The sequence below is a fragment of the Micromonospora endophytica genome, from assembly GCF_003236305.1.
In the GTDB taxonomy this organism is placed as follows: domain Bacteria; phylum Actinomycetota; class Actinomycetes; order Mycobacteriales; family Micromonosporaceae; genus Micromonospora; species Micromonospora endophytica.
In genome coordinates, this window is the sequence record NZ_POTX01000116.1 from 1 (window position 1) to 18,328 (window position 18,328).

Below are 18,328 nucleotides of genomic sequence, written 5' to 3' on the forward strand. Positions count from 1 at the left end.
GGCGGGGTCCAGGAGAAGCGGGCCGGGCGACGCTCGTGGAAGGCGGCCACGCCTTCCCGGGCGTCGCCACTGTCCCGCATCTGCCGCTGCCACCAGGCGATGCGGTCGTCGTCCGCCCGGCCGTCGACGATCTCCTTCGCGGCCACCAGGCTGAGCTGCGACCGCTGCGCGATCGTACGGGTCAGCGCGTCGATGCGGTCGGCCAACTCGGCACCAGGCAGCACCTCGTCGACCAGGCCGACGCGCAGCGCCCGCTCGGCGTCGACCAGGTCGCCGGTGAAGAGCAGATGCTTGGCCGCCGCCGGGCCGATCAGCCGGGCCAGCCGGCGGGTGGTGGGCGCCGGGTAGATCAGGCCGAGCCGGGCCGGTGGTACGCCGAAGCGCGCGTCCTGCGCGGCGATCCGCAGGTCACAGGCGACGGCGAGTTGGCAGCCACCACCGACACAGGCACCCCGGACGGCGGCCACCGTCGGTTTGGCGAAGGCGGCCAGCCGCTCCTCGGCCGCCACCGCGATGCCGAGGTCACCGGTGAGCAACTCGTCCAGGCCGCCGAGGTCGGCGCCGGCGCAGAAGGTGCCGTCGGCGCCGGTGAGCACGAGTGTACGTACGACCGGATCGGCCTCCAGCCCGTCGAGCAGCACCGGCAGGTGCCGCCACATGGCCGGCGTCATCGCGTTGCGTCGGTCCGGGTTGCGGATCACCACAGTGGCGACCGACCCCGTCACCTCGACGACCAGTTCCGCCACCGCCACCGTCCCTCCGCCGCCGGCGCGCGACCGGCACTGGCCGCGAGGCTAGCCTGCGGCCTCCGTTGCGGGCCCCGGCAGGGCCACACACCCACACGGGGCGGGCCTCGTTTCGCCGTCGCCCGCCCGGTGTGCCGTGCGTGATACGGATGGAGCCCCCGGCCGGGATCGAACCGGCGACATCCCGCTTACAAGGCGGGTGCTCTGGCCAGCTGAGCTACAGGGGCGCTGTGCCGTGGTCAGCATAGCGACCGACGTCCGCTTTTCCCGCTCGGCAGGGGTCCCGAGCACGGGAAACGTCAACATCCCGACCTGCGGGCGTCGATTCGTGCTCGACCGTGCCCGAGTGACCGGTATGCGAATGCTTCCGATCCCGTCTACGGTCCCGCATCTTGGCAGCAACGCGAAAGCCGTTTACGGTGCAGTGACACGGATGACATGGGCTGGTCCCCTGGCGGCCGTGGCGCCGGCACGGCAACCGTGCCGGTCGCTCCTTCACTCGGATCGTCCGGCACGTTCCTGCCGGTGAAAGGAAGCGTCTCCCCTCATGGCTACGGTCACCTACGCGAAGGCGTCCCGGATCTACCCGGGCACCGAACGCCCCGCGGTCAACCAGCTCGACCTTCAGATCGGCGATGGCGAGTTCCTCGTCCTGGTCGGCCCCTCCGGTTGTGGTAAGTCCACCAGCCTGCGCATGCTCGCCGGCCTGGAGGACGTCGACGACGGCGCGATCTACATCGACGACCGGGACGTCACCCACCTGCCGCCGAAGGCCCGCGACATCGCGATGGTCTTCCAGAACTACGCCCTCTACCCGCACATGACGGTGTACGAGAACATGGCGTTCGCGCTCAAGCTGCGCAAGACCTCCAAGTCGGAGATCGACAGGCGGGTCAAGGAGGCGGCGGCGCTGCTCCAGTTGGAGGAGTACCTCAGCCGCAAGCCCAAGGCGCTCTCCGGTGGTCAGCGCCAGCGGGTCGCGATGGGTCGGGCCATCGTCCGGGAGCCCCAGGTCTTCCTGATGGACGAGCCGCTGTCGAACCTCGACGCCAAGCTCCGGGTGCAGACCCGTACCCAGATCGCCTCGCTCCAGGCCAAGCTCGGCGTCACCACCGTCTACGTGACCCACGACCAGGTCGAGGCCATGACCATGGGTCACCGGGTGGCGGTCATGCTCGACGGTGTGCTCCAGCAGGTGGACACCCCGCGGGCGCTCTACGACACCCCGGCCAACGTCTTCGTCGCCGGCTTCATGGGCTCGCCCGCCATGAACATCAAGACCGTGCCGCTCACCGAGCAGGGCGCGGCCTTCGCCGAGTTGTTGGTTCCGCTGACCCGGGAGCAGGCCGAGGCGGCCCGCGCCGAGGGCGGCGACGGCAAGGTTACCGTCGGCTTCCGTCCGGAGGACTGCGACATCGTCAGCCAGAGCGAGGGCGGCATGCCGGTCGTCGTCGAGCTGGTCGAGGACCTCGGCTCGGACGCCAACGTCTACGGTCACGCCGCGCTGGACGGCGCCTCCGAGCGGTTCGTGGTGCGGACCGACCGGCAGCACAGCCCGAACATGGGCGACACGATTTTCGTGAAGCCGCGTACCGGCCGCAGCCACGTCTTCCACGCCGCCACCGGGCAGCGCATCTGACGTAGCAACGACAGCAGGGGCGGGCTTGCGGGCCCGCCCCTGCTGTGTGTCGTCTGCTGCCCGGTCTCAGCCCTCGACGGCCCGGCGGCGGGCCACCTCGGCGAGGGTGACCGCGGCGGCCACGCTCGCGTTCAGCGACTCCACCTCGGAGATCATCGGGATGCTGACGGTCAGGTCACAGGTCTGCCCGACCAGCCGGGACATGCCCCGCCCCTCCGAGCCGACCACCACGACCAGCGGGCCGACCGCGGCCTCCAGGTCGTACAGGTCGGTTTCGCCGTCGGCGTCCAGACCGACCACCACGAACCCGGCGTCCTGGCACGCCTTCAACGACCGGGTCAGGTTGGTGACCTGCGCCACCGGCACCCGGGCCGCCGCACCGGCGCTGGTCCGCCAGGCCGTCGCGGTGATCCCGGCCGCCCGCCGCTCCGGTACGAAGACGCCCTGCGCGCCGAAGGCGGCGGCCGAACGGATCACCGCGCCGAGGTTACGCGGGTCGGTGACCCCGTCCAGGGCCACCAGCAGCGGCGCCGGCTGCTCCAACGCGGCGGCGACCAGATCCTCGAAGGGCTCGTACGCGAACGGCGGCACCTGGAGGCCGATCCCCTGGTGCAGCACGCCCCCGGTCATCCGGTCCAGCTCGGCGCGGCTGACCTCAAGGATCGCGATGCCCCGATCGGCCGCGGTGCGGACGGTCTCGTTCACCCGGTCGTCGATGTCGATGCCCTGGGCGAGGTAGAGCGCGGTGGCCGGCACCTGGGCCCGCAGCGCCTCCAGCACCGGGTTGCGCCCGACCAGCAGCTCCGGAGTGTCCTTACCCGGGTGGGACTTGCGACCCGGCGCGACCCGGGGGCCGCCCCGGCCGGTGGGCTGCTTGCCCCGGCCGGTTGACTTGGTCGCGGTCGTACCCCGGCCGCCGCCCCTGCCCCAGGTGGTGTCCTTGGTGCCGGGCTTGCCGATCTTCGGGACGCGCCCCTCCTCGGCCGCCGCCCGGCGCTCCTTCTCCTGTTTCCAGGCGGTGCGCTGCGGCAGCTTCTCCGTGCCGGAGTACCCCTTGTGCCAGGGACGTTCATCGGCCGGCAAGGTCCGCCCACGCCCGGCGAGGGAGTCCCGGTTCTTGCCGCCGGAGCCCTTCCGGGCCCCCGCCTTCGACGTCGTCATTCGGCCACGGCGCTGCGAATTGCCGGCCATCAGTCCTGCTCTCCAATAGTCCAACGCGGGCCCTGGGGGGTGTCCTCGACCACTACACCGGCCCGCTTGAGCTGGTCCCGCAGCGCATCGGCGGCGGCCCAGTCCTTGCGGACGCGGGCCTGCGCGCGCTGTTCGAGGGCCAGGGCGACCAGGGAGTCCACCACATCGCGGAGGTCACTCGCCCGGGCCCCACCGGTCCACGCCGGGTCGAGGGGGTCAACGCCGAGGATATCCAGCATCGCGCGCACGCTGCCGAGCGCCGTGCGTACGGTCACATCGTCCCCGTCGGCCAGGGCGTTGTTGCCGTCCCGCACCACCTCGTGCAACACCGCCAGCGCGGCCGAGGTGTTCAGGTCATCGTCCATCGCGGCGGCGAACCCGGCCGGCAGCTCACCGAGCTGACCGGCGCCCACCCGCTCGGCGGCCCGCTGCACGAAACCCTCGATCCGCCGGTACGCGACGGCCTCGGCGCGCAGCGCGTCCTCGGAGTAGTCGATCCGGGCGCGGTAGTGCGCGGCGACGTAGTAGTAGCGCAGCTCGACCGGGCGCACCCCGAGCCCGGCGACGTAGGCCAGGTCCAGGGTGTTCCCCAGCGACTTGCCCATCTTGGTGCCGCCGATGCCGAGCAGGCCGTGGTGCACCCAGTACCGGGCAAAGGGCAGGTCGGCGGCCTGGGACTGGGCCAGCTCGTTCTCGTGGTGCGGAAAGATCAGGTCGAGCCCGCCGCCGTGGATGTCGAACTCGGCACCGAGATAGCGCCAGCACATCGCCGAGCACTCGATGTGCCAACCGGGACGGCCCCGCCCCCACGGCGACGGCCAGTAGGCGTCCGCCGGCTCATCCGGCTTCGCGCCCTTCCAGAGCGCGAAGTCCCGCGGGTCGCGCTTGCCGCGCTCCGGGGCGCAGTCGGCGGACTGCATGTCGTCCGGTGACTGGTTCGACAGCGCACCGTACGCCGGCCACGAGCGCACATCGAAGTACACGTCGCCGGAGCCGTCGCCAGCCGGGTACGCGTGCCCCCGCTCGATCAACTGCGCGATCAGCTCGTGCATCTCGGGGATGTGCCCGGTGGCCCGGGGCTCGTAGGTCGGCGGCAGCACGCCCAGCGCCCGGTACGCCTCGGCGAGCTTCAGCTCGTTGGCGTACGCGATCGACCAGAACGGCTTTCCCTGCTCCTGCGCCTTGACGAGGATCTTGTCGTCGATGTCGGTGAGGTTGCGGACGAAGGTGACCTCGTAGCCGGCTGCCAGCAGCCAGCGCCGCAACACGTCGTAACTGACGCCGGAGCGGAGATGGCCGATGTGCGGCGGTGCCTGGAGGGTGAGACCACACAGGTAGACCCCCACCTTGCCGGCTTCCCGCGGGACGAAGTCCCGCACCGATCGGGTGGCGGTGTCATACAGGCGTAGCGTCACCTTACAAGGGTAGCCCTCCGTCGTTTTCCCGGTCTGCCGGAGCCGGGCCGTACGCTGCTGACCGTGGAGACGGCGCAGACGTTGGACCGGGGCCTGCGGTTGTTGCACCTGGTGGCCGAGACGCCAGGTGGACTGACCGTCACCGAGGCGGCGACCCGGTTGGGCATCGGCCGGGCGGCGGTCTACCGGCTGGTCGCCCCGCTGGCCGAGCACGGGCTGCTGCGCCGGGACACCGCCGGCCGGCTGCGCCTCGGCGCCGGCGTGCTGCAGCTGGCGAGGCAGGCCCAGCCGCTGCTCGCCGAGGGGGCACTGCCCGCGCTGCGGCGGCTCGCCGAGCAGGCCGGGGCCACCGCCCACCTCACCGTGGTCGAGGGAGGCGAGGGGGTCGCGCTGGCGGTGGTCGAGCCGAGTTGGACGTCGTTCCACGTGGCGTACCGGACCGGAGCCCGGCACCCGCTGGAACGCGGCGCGGCGGGACAGGCCATCCTGGCCGGTCGGACCGGTGCCGCCGGCCCGGTCAACACCGTCGGCGAACTGCAACCCGGTGCGTACGGCGTGGCCGCCCCGGTGCTCGGGGTGCCGGGCCTGGAGGCCAGCGTCGGAGTGGTGGCCCTGGCCCCGCTGGACGCCGAGACCGTAGGCGCCCAGGTGCTCGCCGCCGCCACCGCCATCGCCACCGCCCTACGCTGACCAGCCCCGCCAAACGGCGCGGCCCGCCAAACGGCGCAGCCCGCCAAACGGCGCAGCTTCCCGAGTTGCGGCATCTCGTGCCCTAAAGCTCGACTGATCGCCCTAGATGCCGCAACCCGGAAACGGCACCCACGGCGGGCGGGTCGGGGGTGTGGCATAGCACATCGGATGATGGGTGGGAGCGTTATCCACAGGGGATGGGGGAGCGACCGACCGGGGTTATCCACAGGGGCTGCCGGATCGGCAGCATCACGGCCAGGCTTCTTCTATGCCAGTTCAAGCACACCGACCGGAAGCCCTGGCATGGCAGGTCTTCCGCGGCTCGGACGCCGTTCGCCGGGGTCTGCTCACCATCCATCAGCTCCGCAACTCCGCCTGGGTGCGACTTCGACGGGACATCTACGCTGACGCCCGACTCGAGCGCGACCACGAGTTGGTCTGTCGCGCCGTGGCGCTTCAGCTGCCGGCTGATGCGGCCATCGCCGGCCCGTCAGCGGCGTACCTGCACGGTGTCGAGCATGCGGCCGGTTTCACTGAACCTGTCCATGTCCTGGCACCAACGTCGGCTGGCCTGCGCAGCCAGCGCGGTCTTCGGGTACACACGATGGCCCGGGACGAGTTGGCCAGACTCGCCCGCCGGGGCAGTCCACCCCGCACCAGCCCGACCCGGGTGGCCTGGGAGAGTGCCGTCTGGCTGGAGCCGACCCACGCGATCGGAATAATCGACTCCCTGCTCGGCCGGAATCTCACTAGCCGTTCGGCGCTCGCCGAGATCGCCGAGGCGTGCGGCAGTCGGCCCGGCATGCGTCGGGCACGTTGGCTGTTTGACCTCGCCGAACCGGCGGCTCAGTCGCCAACCGAGTCGCAGTTGCGCATCCGGCTGGTGCTGGCTGGGCTGCCGCGCCCCGTGGTCCGGCATCCGGTGCAGGTGTCGCGCGGGTTGATCCTGCATCCCGACCTCGCCTGGCCCGAGTTCCGTGTCGCGGTCGAGTATGACGGTCGCTGGCACTCGGATCACGAGCAGTTGCACCGGGACCGGAAGCGGCTCAACCAACTCGTCGGCGCGGGCTGGCTTGTCCTGCACGTCACCAGTCGCCGCCTGCACCGGGACTTTCCAGCGATCGTCCGCGAAGTTCGATCAGCCCTGCTCGACCGTGGCTGGCAGCGGTGACATCGACACGACCGCGACCTGCGGCTGTTCGGAGCAGCCGCGACGGGGCGGCACTGTCAGCCGTCGTCCCGCTGGCCCGTCACGATGGCGAGCGGCCCGGCCGGGCAGAACCGGCCGGGCCACTGACGCGCCCTCGATTATCAGCGGGACTTAAGTGGGGTGGTCACCGCCGCGTACGCGTCGATGATGCCGTGCCCGTAGAAGCCGTTGAAGTCGGTCGAGCCGGCGCAGTAGGCGTCGAACTCGGCCGGCCGGCCCTCGTTGGCGTAGCTGACCAGGCGCGGCTCCGGGCAGGCCCGTTCGGCAGCCGTCCGGTAGAGGTGCCGCTCGACCAGGTCGGGGGCCAGACCGAAGCCGCCCCGGCCCTGCGCCTTGCCGTGCCTGCTCACGATGAGCGCGGCCACGCCGGAGGCGTGCGGGGCCGCCATCGAGGTGCCCTGGAGGTACGTGAAGTACCCGCACCCGCCGTTGGCCTTGCACTCCTTGAACACGAAGGTCTCGGCGCCCGGGACGATGTTGCCGTCCTCGTCGACAGTGCCCTCCTCCTGGAGGACCTTCTTCGGGTACGTGGACAGGATCATGTTGGCGTCGGTGCGGAACGTGTCGGTGCCGAACCCGTCCCGGAACCAGCCACCGGGCGCGGCGACGGCAGCCTGTTCCGTACCGTAGTTGGAGTAGTCGGCCTTCTTGCCGGACGGCCCGACGGCGGCGACGCTTATCACGTGCGGCCCCTCGGTGGGCAGGTTCCAACAGCTGTTGTTGTCGATCTCCCGCGGGTACGGTGCGACGTCACCGTAGTTGGGGCTGGAGACGTCGGTACGCGGGTCGCCCAGGTCCTCGTGGTTGTTGCCGAGCGCGCCGACCAGGGTGACGCCCCGGTTGTGGGCGAAGGTCAGCGCCCGCTTCATGGCCCGGATGGTGGCGCGCTGCGCGGCCTGGGCCTCGGCCGAGTCGGCCGGGTTCGCGGTGCAGTTGTACAGCCACGGGTCGACGTAGAAGGACATGTTGACCACGTCCAGGCCGGACCTGCCGGCGTGCAGCAGTGCGTTGACCACCGGGTTGAGGAAGAAGTAGCCGGAGTCCTGCCCACCCTTGAGGTTGACCAGCGACACCTTCGGGGCGACCCCGGAGAGGCCGTAGCCGTTGGCGGCGGCGCCGATGGTGCCGGCGACGTGCGTGCCGTGCCCACCGTCGTCGGTGCCGGCCGGATCGAGACAGCTCGCCACCTCGCACGGCCCGTCGATCTCCGGGATGTCCGGCGCGAAGTTGCGCGACAGCGCCCAGTTGAAATTGGGGGCGATGTCGGGGTGGCTGGCGTCGACGCCGGTGTCGAGCACGCCGACGGTGACCCGACGATCTCCGGGCTCGACCTTGCGGGCCTGGTCGGCGCGGATCATCGCCAGGCCCCAGAGCTTGTCGTCAAGCGGGTCCAGCTTCGCCGGCTTCTTCCCCGGCTTACCGGCGCCCTTGGCGGCCGCCGCGGCCAACAGGTGTTCCTGCTCGATCCGGTCCATCCTGGGCTTGCGGCCGATGGCCTGCTGCTCGGCGGCACCGATCAGGGTCTCGGCAGCGGTCGCCCGCGCCTGGAAGTCGGCCCGGTCGCTCGTCACCTGGTACACGCCGACCTCGTCGGTCCGGGACACCACGGTCCCGCCGGCCGACCTGATCGCGGCGATCGCCGTGTCGGGGGCGACGCCGTCCTCGGCGACCACGGTGAAGGTCCTGATGCTCGCCGGTTCGGCGCTGGCCGGCACCCCCGTGCCCGTCACCGTGAGTGCCAGTGTCGCCGCGGTTGCGACCACACCGGCGGTGAAGCGCTTGCTCACCACATCGAATCCTCTCGTTGAGGTATGTGGCGTCATCAGACATCAACACCCGATCTTTCGCCAGCCTGCCGCCGGATAGACGACGGAAGATCCGCTTCGCCGGAAAGGCCGGTCGGCGCGGCCGGCGGTTCCTCCGGCGCACGCAGCTCGTCGAGGCGGACCAGGGCCACCCCGGCCACGATCAGTGCCCCGCCGAGCAACTGCACCGTCGTCGGCAGCTCGCCCAGCACCAGCCAGGCGATCAGCACCGCGAACATCACCTCGGTCAGCCCGACAAAGGAGGCCAGTCGGGCGCCCAGGATGCGCGTCGCGGCAACCCCGGCCAGGTAGGCGACCACCGCCGCCACCAGCGCGAGACCGACGATCGGGACCAGCCAGCTGGTGCGTTGCCCGGCGAAGTCCACCGCACCGAAAGCGGCGCGCAGCGGCAGCGCTCCGGTCAGCCCGAGCAGCAGCAGGGCACCCGCACCGACGGCCATTCCGCCGCTGGCCATCACTATCGACGGCAGTGCGGCATCGATCCGGCCGGCGAGCACGAAGTAGCCAGCGAGCCCGACCGCGGCGCCCAGCCCCCAGAGCACGCCGACCGGGTCGAGTCGACCGGCGCCAGTCAGGTCGAGCACGAATACCAGGCCGGCCAGGGCCGCGAACGAGCCGGCCACGGTCAGCCGGCGAGGGCGATGCCCTTGCACCAGCCAGGTCCAGCCGACGACCAGGATGATGCCGAGGTACTCCAGCAGCAACGCTACGCCCACCGGCAGGTAGCGCACGGCGTTGAAGAAGCACACCTGGGCGAGCGCGACGCCGAGCAGCCCGAAGACGCCGATCGAGGCGAGGTTCCGGCGCAGCACCGGCCACCTGCCCCGCAGTACCAGCAGCGCGGGTAGCAACAGCACCAGCGCCGCGATACCGACCCGCGCAACGACCACCGCCTCGGCCGACCAGCCGGCCTCGATCAGGGAGCGGGCGAAGGTGCCCGAGGTGGCGAAGGTGACCGCAGAGAGCAGAGCCAGGGTGAGACCGACACCAGCGGCAGGGGGTTGGCGCATCGGACTCTCCTTGGCACGACCGGCCGCCATGGGCAAACTAGAGTTACACCGATGACGCTAGAGCGGGGTCACGACAGGAGTCAAGTTGCTTTTCGCCCATGACACCGAATGTGCGCTGACCGCCGCCGCCGCCCTGGTCAACACCGACGGCCGGGAGGGTGAGGGGCTACCGGACGTCGCCGCATTGGATGCCTTCTTCGCCGCCCACTCCTACAGCGGGCGGCACGAGCACACCAAAACCGAACTGCAAGCGGTACGCGCACTGCGCCCCCGACTCCGCCGGATCTGGCACACCGAAGTCGACGAGATCGTCTCGATCGTCAACGGCCTGCTCCGGGAACATCGCGCCCTGCCGCAGCTGATCATGCACGACGACGAGCCGTACCACCTGCATGCCGTGCCCCGGGACGCCCCGCTGGCCACCAGAATGGCGGTCGAGGCGGCGATGGCGTTCGCGGACGTGGTCCGCAGCGGCGAGCTACGCCGACTGCGCAGCTGCGAGCACCCCGACTGCGACAACGTGCTTGTCGACCTGTCGAAGAACCGGTCCCGGCGCTTCTGCGAGGCCGGCTGCGGCAACCGCGCCGCGGTCAGCGCCTACCGCGCCCGCAAAGCCGCCGCCCTGCACCCCTGACAGCGCGAAACACCACCCCCGTTGATCATGAGGTTAACGGCGAAGTTGATCTACCCAGCTGCCGCCAACCTCATGATCAACAAGGTGGAGGCGGGGGGCGGATACTCCTCGGCGGACAGCGGCACCACGTGCAGCCGAACCGAGGGATGGTCCGTTGCGATCCTGATCAGGTGTTGCGTCTGGTCGAGAATCACCTTCCGACCGCCGACCCGCCGCCGCAGCGGGGACTCGTCGAGCACGATCACTGCTCGCGGTGGATGTTCCTGACATAGGACAGCCTGGCTAGCCATCCGGTCGGCCAAGCGTTCCTCGCGCTCCACTTGGCTCAACGAATCATCAGCCTCGAAGATCGCGCGGGCGTAGGGCTCGGTCTGGAGCAGACCCCGGACGACGGCCCGGATCCAGCCGCGCTCTTCGCGCGCTTCCTAGCCTGGGTGCCGCACCGGCTCGCTAGAAGCGGTCCATGATCAACTCCAGTTGCGGCATCTTGCGGCAACCCAGACAGCAGAACCCACGGGATGCCGCAACTTGAGTTGATCAAGCCGGATCGCCCCGATCCGGATCGCCCCGATCCGGCCGGGACCCGGTCCGGTCCTGAGCTAGACAAGGCCACTCGGATCCGGGCCACAGCCGCTCGGCCGAGTCAGGGGTGGGTCATCCTGAGCAGGTCGAGAGCTTCCTCAAGTTGGGTCTCGGAGAGTTTGCCGGAGTCGACGTGGCCACGGGCGATGACCACCTCCTTGATGGAGATCTGCTTGGCCAGCGCCTCCTTGGCGATCGAGGCGGCCTCGTCGTACCCGAGATAGCGGTTGAGCGGGGTGACGATGGAGGGGGAGCCTTCGGCGTACGCCAGGCAGACCTCGGCGTCCGCGACCAGGCCGACCACGCAGCGGTCGGCCAGCAGGCGGCTCGACGCGGCGAGCAGCCGGATCGACTCCAGCAGGTTGCGGCCCATCACGGGCAGCATCACGTTGAGTTCGAAGTCGCCCTGCGAGCCGGCGAAGGCCACTGTCGCGTCGTTGCCGATCACCTGCGCGCAGACCTGCCGGACGGCCTCGCAGACCACCGGGTTGACCTTCCCCGGCATGATCGACGAGCCCGGCTGTAGGTCAGGGATGCGCAGCTCGCGCAGGCCGGCGCGGGGGCCGGAACCCATCCAGCGGATGTCATTGGCGATCTTGTAGAGCCCCACCGCGACCGTACGCGCCTGCCCCGAGGCTTCCACGAGCGCATCACGCGCGCCCTGGGCCTCGAAGTGGTTGCGCGCCTCGGTCAGCGGCAGGCCGGTGGAGTCGCGCAGCTTGTCGATCACGCGCGCGGCGAATCCGAGCGGCGTGTTGATCCCGGTGCCGACCGCCGTGCCGCCCAACGGCAGTTCGGCCAGCCGGGGCAGCACCCCCTCGACCCGCTCGATGCCGTAACGGACCTGGGCGGCGTAGCCGCCGAACTCCTGCCCGAGGGTGACCGGCGTGGCGTCCATCAGGTGGGTACGCCCGGCCTTCACCACCGTCTCGAACTCTGCGGCCTTCGCCTCCAGCGCACCCGCCAGGTAGTCCAGCGCGGGCAGCAGATCCCGGGTGACCGCCTCGGTGGCCGCCAGATGGATCGAGGAGGGAAAGACGTCGTTGCTGGACTGCGAGGCGTTGACGTCGTCGTTGGGGTGCACGTCCCGGCCCAACTCCCGGCCAGCGAGGGTGGCGATCACCTCGTTGGTGTTCATGTTCGACGAGGTGCCGGAGCCGGTCTGGAACACGTCGATCGGGAACTGGTCGTCATAACCGCCGTCGGCCACGTGCGCGGCGGCGGCGGCGATCGCCGCGGCGACGTTCGGATCGATCACGCCCAGGTCACCGTTGACCTCGGCGGCCGCGCCCTTGATCTGCGCGAGTGCCCGGATCTGGGCGGGCTCGATGCCCCGCCCGGAGATCGGGAAGTTCTGCACCGCCCGCTGGGTCTGTGCCCGCCACAGCGCCTCGGCGGGCACTTCCACCTCGCCCATCGAGTCGCGTTCGATCCGGTAGCCCGTCGCCTCTGGAGTCGTCACGCGTACCATCCTGCCGCGCCCGGCGGGGACGTGCAGATGTTCGCCCCAGCCGCTCACTCCCAGAGCGCCCAGAACAACCGGGCAACCGGCCGGGAGACGGCTTCCGCCCAAAAGTCGGGCGCCGCCAAGGCAGTGATGCTTTTAAGATCGTTGAGGTTCGCCACTCCGATCGAGAGGTTTACACATTGCCGGACAACGGGGGTAGCACTGGCGTGCGTACCGTGCGCCAGCGGCGTGCACCGCGCCGATTCCTCATCACGGGCGCGGCCGCTCTACTGACCGCACCGATTGCCGTGCTCGTCACCAGCGCGCCAGCGGTCGCCGGCGTGACCAGGTTCGAACGCCCGACGAGCATCAGTTACACCGACGCCGAGCAGCCCTCCGTCGCATTTCCGGTGGGCACCACTGACCGGGTGCCGGTCGGCACCTGGACATCCGACGAGGGCAAGCACACCTCCCGGGCGTACTTCACCTTCGACCTCACGCGCTATCAGGGCAAGGATGTCATCGGCGCCACCGGGGTCATCGGCGAGTCGTCGGTGACCGACTGCGCGCAGCCCCGCAAGCTCGAGATCTGGCGTACCGACACGCCGTCGCAGCCCCCGACCTGGCAGACCGCGCCGGAGGTACACGAGCGGGGTGGCGACGTCTTCAATTCCCCCGCCTGCCCGGCCAGTTACCTCGAACTCGATCTCACCGAGCTGCTGGGCCAGGCGATTGCCGACGGGCAGGACAAGCTCACCCTGATGGCCCGGATCGCCGGGCCTCATGAGAAGAACAAGCACTTCAGCCGGTGGATCACGCCGTTGGGCATCTCGATCCAGGCGAACGCCGCACCGGACGTGCCCAGCGCGCTGACCGTGGACGGTCGCGCCTGCGTGGACGGCCGCTTGATCGGCACCACCACGCCGGTGCTCCGCGCCGAGGTCACCGACCCGGACAAGGTCGACGGGATGGCCGGAGATTCGGTGACCGCGACCTTCGCCTGGTGGCCGGTGGATCGGCCCACCGAGCGCACCGAGTGGACGTCCTACCGTGACTACGCGCCGACCCACTTGCGCTACAACGTGCCGGAGGGCGGGATGGTCCACGGCGGCACGTACGCCTTCTCGGTGCGCGCCGCCGACCAGCATGCCAGTTCCGACTGGTCACCGGAGTGCCGGTTCACCGTCGACACGGTGCGCCCGCCGGCCCCGACGGTCACCTCCACCGACTACCCGGCTGGTTGGAACCTGCCAGGTCACGGCGGCCCGGGCATCCCCGGCACCTTCCACCTCTCCGCGCCGGGCGCGGACGACATCGCCGGCTACTACTACGGCGAGAGCAGCCCGATCTCCTACGTGGCCGCCGACGAGACGGGTACGGCCACCATCAGCCACACGCCGACGCACAGCCACTTCAACCAGTTGTACGTACGGGCCGCGGACCGGGCCGGCAACCCCTCTGCGCACACGACCTACAAGTTCACTGTGCGCGACACGGCACCCCGGATCACCGACGGGAATCCGGGCGGCGCGATCGGCGAGCCCCGCGAGCTGACGTTCACGCCCGCCATGGAGGACGTGGTCGAGTACACCTACCGGCTCAACGACGGCGAGCCGGCCACCGTACCGGCAGGGACGGACGGCACAGCCACGGTGACGGTCACTCCCCGCAAGTCCGGCTTCAACGGGGTCACCGTGACCAGTCGGACCTCCGGCGGACTGCCCAGCGGCGAGGGGCGGTTGGACTTCTACCTGGCGACCGAGCCCACCGTCTCGTCCGAGCAGTACCCGATCGGGGGCGGCGCGGGTGCCCTCGTCGGCACTCCCGGCACCTTCGTCTTCCGTCCCGGCATGCCCGGCGTAACCGAGTACGTCTGGTCGGTGGCCGGCGGACCGGCGCGGACAGTCGAGGCCGAGGCGGACGGTACGGCGCGGGTGACCTTCACCCCGACCTCCGGCGGATTCCACTCGATGAGGGTCTACAGCCGGACCGCCGACGGCACCGTCTCCGAGACCGCCGCCCCGTACTTCAGAGCGACGTCCTGGGCCCCGACGATCGAGTCGGCGGACTACCCCAGCTACCAGGAGAGCGGCGGGCCGGGAGTCACCGGTGCGTTCACCTTCCGCCCGGCCCGCGACGGCGTGACCGGTTACGTCTACACCTTCGAGGGCGAGCAGGAGCGGACGGTCACGGCGAACGCCGACGGGGTGGCCACGATCAACTGGACGCCGCAGTCCTACCCCGCCGACCGTTCCGGCTGGGTGCGGCTGACCGTACGCGCCAAGATGGGAACGATGGTCTCGGACGAGACCGAGCACGCCCTCGTCCTCAGCCGGCTGGCGCCGACGGTCAGCAGCTCGGACTATCCGCCCACCGGCGGAGGCGGGCCGAACGTTCCGGGTCAGTTCACGCTTACCGCGCAGATGCCGGGCACCACCGAGTTCGTCTACCGGTACAACGGGGAGGAGCAGACGGTCGCGGCGGGCGCCGACGGCACCGCGACGATCACGCTGACCCCGCAGTACGACGGCAGCCACTACCTGTACGTGTCGAGCCGGACCGCGTCGGGCATCACGTCCGGCGAGGACTACTACTACTTCTACGTGCACTACCAGGGCTGACCCGTAACGACAGGGGCACCGGGCTTCCGCCCGGCGCCCCTCGTCATGTCGGTGTGCTCAGTGGCGGCCGATGGTGAGGACGGGCTTGGTCACCTCGGCGAAGAAGTCGTTGCCCTTGTCGTCGACGACGACGAAGGCCGGGAAGTCCTCCACCTCGATCTTCCAGACCGCCTCCATGCCCAGCTCCGCGTACTCCAGCACCTCGACGTGCTTGATGCAGTCCTGGGCGAGGCGGGCGGCCGGGCCGCCGATCGAGCCGAGGTAGAAGCCGCCGTGCTGCGCGCAGGAGCGGGTCACCTGTGCCGACCGGTTGCCCTTGGCGAGCATCACCATCGAGCCGCCGGCGGCCTGGAACTTCTCCACGTACGCGTCCATCCGGCCGGCGGTGGTCGGGCCGAACGAGCCGGAGGCGTAGCCTTCCGGGGTCTTCGCCGGGCCGGCGTAGTAGACGGCGTGGTCGCGCAGGTACTGCGGCATCGGCTCGCCCGCGTCCAGCCGCTCGGCGATCTTGGCGTGGGCGATGTCCCGGGCCACCACCAGCGGGCCGGACAGGGAGAGCCGGGTCTTGACCGGATACTTCGACAGCTCGGCGCGGATCTCGTCCATCGGCCGGTTCAGGTCGACCCGGACCACCTCGGTGGCGTCCAGCTGTGCCTCGGTGACCTCCGGCAGGTAGCGGGCCGGGTCGGTTTCGAGTCGCTCCAGCCACACGCCCGACGGGGTGATCTTGGCAACCGCCTGCCGGTCCGCCGAACACGACACCGCGATGGCCACCGGGCAGGACGCACCGTGCCGGGGCAGCCGCACCACCCGGACGTCGTGGCAGAAGTAGCGGCCGCCGAACTGCGCGCCGATGCCGAAGTTGCGGGTCAACTCCAGCACCTCGGCCTCCAGCTCAAGATCCCGGAAGCCGTGTGCGGTCATCGAGCCGGCGGTGGGCAGCGCGTCGAGGTACTTCGCGGAGGCGTACTTGGCGGTCTTCAGGGCGTACTCGGCACTGGTGCCGCCGATCACCACGGCCAGGTGGTACGGCGGGCAGGCCGAGGTGCCGATCAGCCGCAGCTTCTCCTCCAGGAACTGCATCATCCGCGTCGGGTTCAGCAGCGCCTTGGTCTCCTGGTAGAGGTACGACTTGTTGGCCGAGCCGCCGCCCTTGGCCATGAAGAGGAACTTGTACGCGTCCGGGTGCCCGTCCGGGTCCTCCGCGTACAGCTCGACCTGGGCGGGCAGGTTGCTGCCGGTGTTGCGCTCCTCCCACATGGTCAACGGCGCGAGCTGCGAGTAGCGCAGGTTCAACCGGGTGTACGCCTGCCACACGCCGCGCGAGATGGCCTCGGCGTCGGTGCCGTCGGTGAGCACGTGCCGGCCACGCTTGCCCATCACGATCGCGGTGCCGGTGTCCTGGCACATCGGCAGCACCCCGCCGGCGGCGATGTTGGCGTTGCGCAGCAGGTCCAACGCGACGAACCGGTCGTTCGGCGAGGCCGCCGGATCGTCGATGATCGAGCGCAACTGCGCCAGGTGCGCGGGGCGCAGGAAGTGTGCGATGTCGTGCATCGCCTCGGCGGTCAACGCGGTCAACGCGGCCGGGTCCACGGTGAGGAACCGCCGACCCCCCGGACCGTTCACGACATCGACACCCTCGTCGGTGACCAGGCGGTACTCCGTCTGGTCAGGACCGGTCGGCAGCAGGGGGGCGTACGAGAAGTCGGCGGCGGCACTACTCATGACACGAAAGCCTAGGGCAGGCGGGTCGATCGCTCCCACCCGCCGGGTGGGGTGTGCTCATCCGTCCCGGTGAACTGTCACTTCCCGTCGTCGGTGGGCACACACAACTCGTTCTTCGGGCCACAACTGTCCTGCGGTCCGGGCACCCCGCCAGTGCCGGCGGGCCCGGGTGCCGGGCCGTTGCCGTCGCGCGCGGGGTCGCCCGCACCGGGTGCGTCGCCGGTCGCCGCGCCGAACCGGACGTACCCGATCTCGCGCCCCTCCCCGATCACCATGCCGGCCGGGCCGACCGCGAGGGCGTTCGCGGAGGTCCGCAGCACCGCCAGTTCCCGTCCGGTGGCGGGGTCGAGCGCCAGCAGGCGGTTGGGCTTCTCGTCGGCGAGCAGGGCAGCGTACGGGGTCAGGGCGGCACCCGCCTTCGCGCCGGCCGGCCGGTTCCACCGAACCCGGCCGGAGCTGAGCGTGCGGGTCGAGACCGTGCCCCGATCGGCGGTACGCACCATCGCGTACCTGTCGTCGACGGCGAGCACCCGTTCGGAGTTCTCGGTGACCAGCAGCAGTCGCCCGTCGTACCCGTCGAGGACCGCCTCCCGACCGTCGGGTGAGACCCCGACCAGCACGTTGCGGGCACCGTACGGATCCTCCCGCTGGACGCACCCGGCGCTGTCGGCGGTACGCAGGTTGAGCCCGGTGCGCTGCCACGTCTCCTGACCGCTCACCGGATCGCGGCCGGAGAGGGTGAAGTAGCAACTGCCGTCCTCGGATCGGGCGGCGATGTGCAGCAGGCGTCCCCCGATCACGGCGAGCCGCTCGTCCCGGCCGGGTTCGACGTTCTGGAGCACCCGCCCGGTGGCGGTGTCCACCACGTGCACCCGACCGTCGACCGGGAAACCGAGCAGCGGCGGCACCGACTCCGGGCCGGCCACCTCCTCGTGGATGCGGTTGGTGGTGAGCCGGCGGGTGTCGAGCAGGTTCGGGTTGTCGGCGAGCAGACCGCTGCTGACCCCGGGCAGGAAGGCCGTCCACAGCGGAGCAGTCCCGCGCGGGTCCCAGGCGGTCAGGGTGCAGTCGGTCGCTTCGATGCACCGGGCGTCGAGCAGCAGGTTGCGGTAGGTCCAGACCGCCACCGCGTCGTCGTCCCGCCGTCGGGTCACGCCGGTGGTCGGGTCCAGCACCTCGTACCCCTTGACCAGCAGCCGGCCGACCAGCACCACGGCCTCGGCGCCGTCACCGGCGACGGCGGTCCAGTCGGCCTTGCGCTCCCACAGCTGCGTGCCGGCGGCCAGGCTGCGCGCCTCGACCCGGGTTCGTTGCTCGACCACCACTGCCTCACCGGCGATCGTGACGCTGCGCGGAGTCCCACCGATCCGCTGCTGCCAGACCACGTCCGGTTCCGAGATCGGCTGCCGCCGGTTCACCCAGTCCCACATTCCAGGAAATGGGTTCCACACTCCGGTCGCGGCGAGCACCACCACGACGATCAGGCCGAGCAGCAGCCCGCCACGTACGCCGAGGCCGCTCCCCTTCGCCACCGGGACACGGTAGCCACCCACGCCCCCCACCGCCCCTGTCCCTTATACACATCTGAC

At 70.6% G+C, this 18,328-nt stretch carries 13 protein-coding genes, 1 tRNA gene and 1 pseudogene; 5 read left to right on the forward strand and 10 right to left on the reverse strand.

The window, feature by feature from the left end; translation table 11 throughout:
• Both C1I93_RS17460 and C1I93_RS17465 read right to left on the reverse strand, forming a co-directional pair.
• On the reverse strand, positions 1-752 hold a 752-nt coding region (locus tag C1I93_RS17460), incomplete at its 3' end, for an enoyl-CoA hydratase/isomerase family protein (protein ID WP_111244357.1).
• Positions 753-896: 144 nt separating this feature from the next.
• Positions 897-973, reverse strand: a tRNA-Thr gene (locus C1I93_RS17465).
• Positions 974-1,293: 320 nt separating this feature from the next.
• Between C1I93_RS17465 and C1I93_RS17470 the strand changes: the two genes are divergently transcribed.
• The gene (locus tag C1I93_RS17470) at positions 1,294-2,385 is read left to right on the forward strand and encodes an ABC transporter ATP-binding protein (protein WP_111244358.1); all 1,092 of its coding nucleotides are present in this window, start codon (positions 1,294-1,296) and stop codon (positions 2,383-2,385) included.
• A 66-nt stretch (positions 2,386-2,451) separates the two neighbouring features.
• Here the strand turns inward: C1I93_RS17470 and rlmB are convergent, their stop codons facing one another.
• Entirely contained in the window at positions 2,452-3,576 is a 1,125-nt protein-coding gene (gene rlmB / locus C1I93_RS17475; protein WP_111244359.1) for a 23S rRNA (guanosine(2251)-2'-O)-methyltransferase RlmB, read from the reverse strand.
• On the reverse strand, positions 3,576-4,991 hold the full coding sequence (gene cysS, locus C1I93_RS17480) for a cysteine--tRNA ligase (protein WP_111244360.1): 1,416 nt from the start codon (positions 4,989-4,991) through the stop codon (positions 3,576-3,578). Before cysS ends, rlmB begins: the two co-directional genes overlap by 1 nt.
• Before the next feature lie 57 nt (positions 4,992-5,048).
• On the opposite strand from cysS, the gene C1I93_RS17485 reads away from it, so the two are divergent.
• Together C1I93_RS17485 and C1I93_RS17490 are read left to right on the forward strand one after the other, a co-directional pair.
• Positions 5,049-5,681 carry an IclR family transcriptional regulator gene (locus C1I93_RS17485; protein WP_111244361.1) on the forward strand — a complete coding sequence of 211 codons (633 nt, stop codon included), beginning with the start codon at positions 5,049-5,051 and terminating at the stop codon, positions 5,679-5,681.
• Positions 5,682-5,949: 268 nt separating this feature from the next.
• Positions 5,950-6,852: a hypothetical protein gene (locus C1I93_RS17490; protein ID WP_111244362.1), complete on the forward strand. Its 903-nt coding sequence runs from the start codon at positions 5,950-5,952 to the stop codon at positions 6,850-6,852.
• A 140-nt stretch (positions 6,853-6,992) separates the two neighbouring features.
• Here the strand turns inward: C1I93_RS17490 and C1I93_RS17495 are convergent, their stop codons facing one another.
• Both C1I93_RS17495 and C1I93_RS17500 read right to left on the reverse strand, forming a co-directional pair.
• Positions 6,993-8,678: a S8 family serine peptidase gene (locus C1I93_RS17495; RefSeq protein WP_111244366.1), complete on the reverse strand. Its 1,686-nt coding sequence runs from the start codon at positions 8,676-8,678 to the stop codon at positions 6,993-6,995.
• 35 nt (positions 8,679-8,713) lie between these two features.
• Positions 8,714-9,727 (reverse strand): EamA family transporter, encoded by a 1,014-nt coding sequence (locus tag C1I93_RS17500; RefSeq protein ID WP_111244367.1) that lies wholly within the window; start codon positions 9,725-9,727, stop codon positions 8,714-8,716.
• Positions 9,728-9,812: 85 nt separating this feature from the next.
• On the opposite strand from C1I93_RS17500, the gene C1I93_RS17505 reads away from it, so the two are divergent.
• Positions 9,813-10,361, forward strand: coding sequence for a CGNR zinc finger domain-containing protein (locus C1I93_RS17505; protein WP_111244363.1), 549 nt, complete (start codon positions 9,813-9,815; stop codon positions 10,359-10,361).
• A 50-nt stretch (positions 10,362-10,411) separates the two neighbouring features.
• Here C1I93_RS17505 and C1I93_RS32025 read toward each other — a convergent pair.
• Positions 10,412-10,774: pseudogene (locus tag C1I93_RS32025) on the reverse strand (DUF5753 domain-containing protein); the annotation flags it as partial.
• A 230-nt stretch (positions 10,775-11,004) separates the two neighbouring features.
• Entirely contained in the window at positions 11,005-12,414 is a 1,410-nt protein-coding gene (locus tag C1I93_RS17515; RefSeq protein WP_181445212.1) for a class II fumarate hydratase, read from the reverse strand.
• Between the two features lie 203 nt (positions 12,415-12,617).
• Between C1I93_RS17515 and C1I93_RS17520 the strand changes: the two genes are divergently transcribed.
• Complete coding sequence (locus tag C1I93_RS17520; RefSeq protein WP_146603520.1) at positions 12,618-15,011, forward strand: hypothetical protein; 2,394 nt, start codon at positions 12,618-12,620, stop codon at positions 15,009-15,011.
• Between the two features lie 57 nt (positions 15,012-15,068).
• On the opposite strand, the gene C1I93_RS17525 is transcribed toward C1I93_RS17520, so the two are convergent.
• The gene (locus C1I93_RS17525) at positions 15,069-16,739 is read right to left on the reverse strand and encodes a fumarate hydratase (protein ID WP_111244365.1); all 1,671 of its coding nucleotides are present in this window, start codon (positions 16,737-16,739) and stop codon (positions 15,069-15,071) included.
• Between the two features lie 77 nt (positions 16,740-16,816).
• On the reverse strand, positions 16,817-18,271 hold the full coding sequence (locus tag C1I93_RS17530; RefSeq protein WP_111244369.1) for an outer membrane protein assembly factor BamB family protein: 1,455 nt from the start codon (positions 18,269-18,271) through the stop codon (positions 16,817-16,819).
• Between the last annotated feature and the right edge of the window lie 57 nt (positions 18,272-18,328).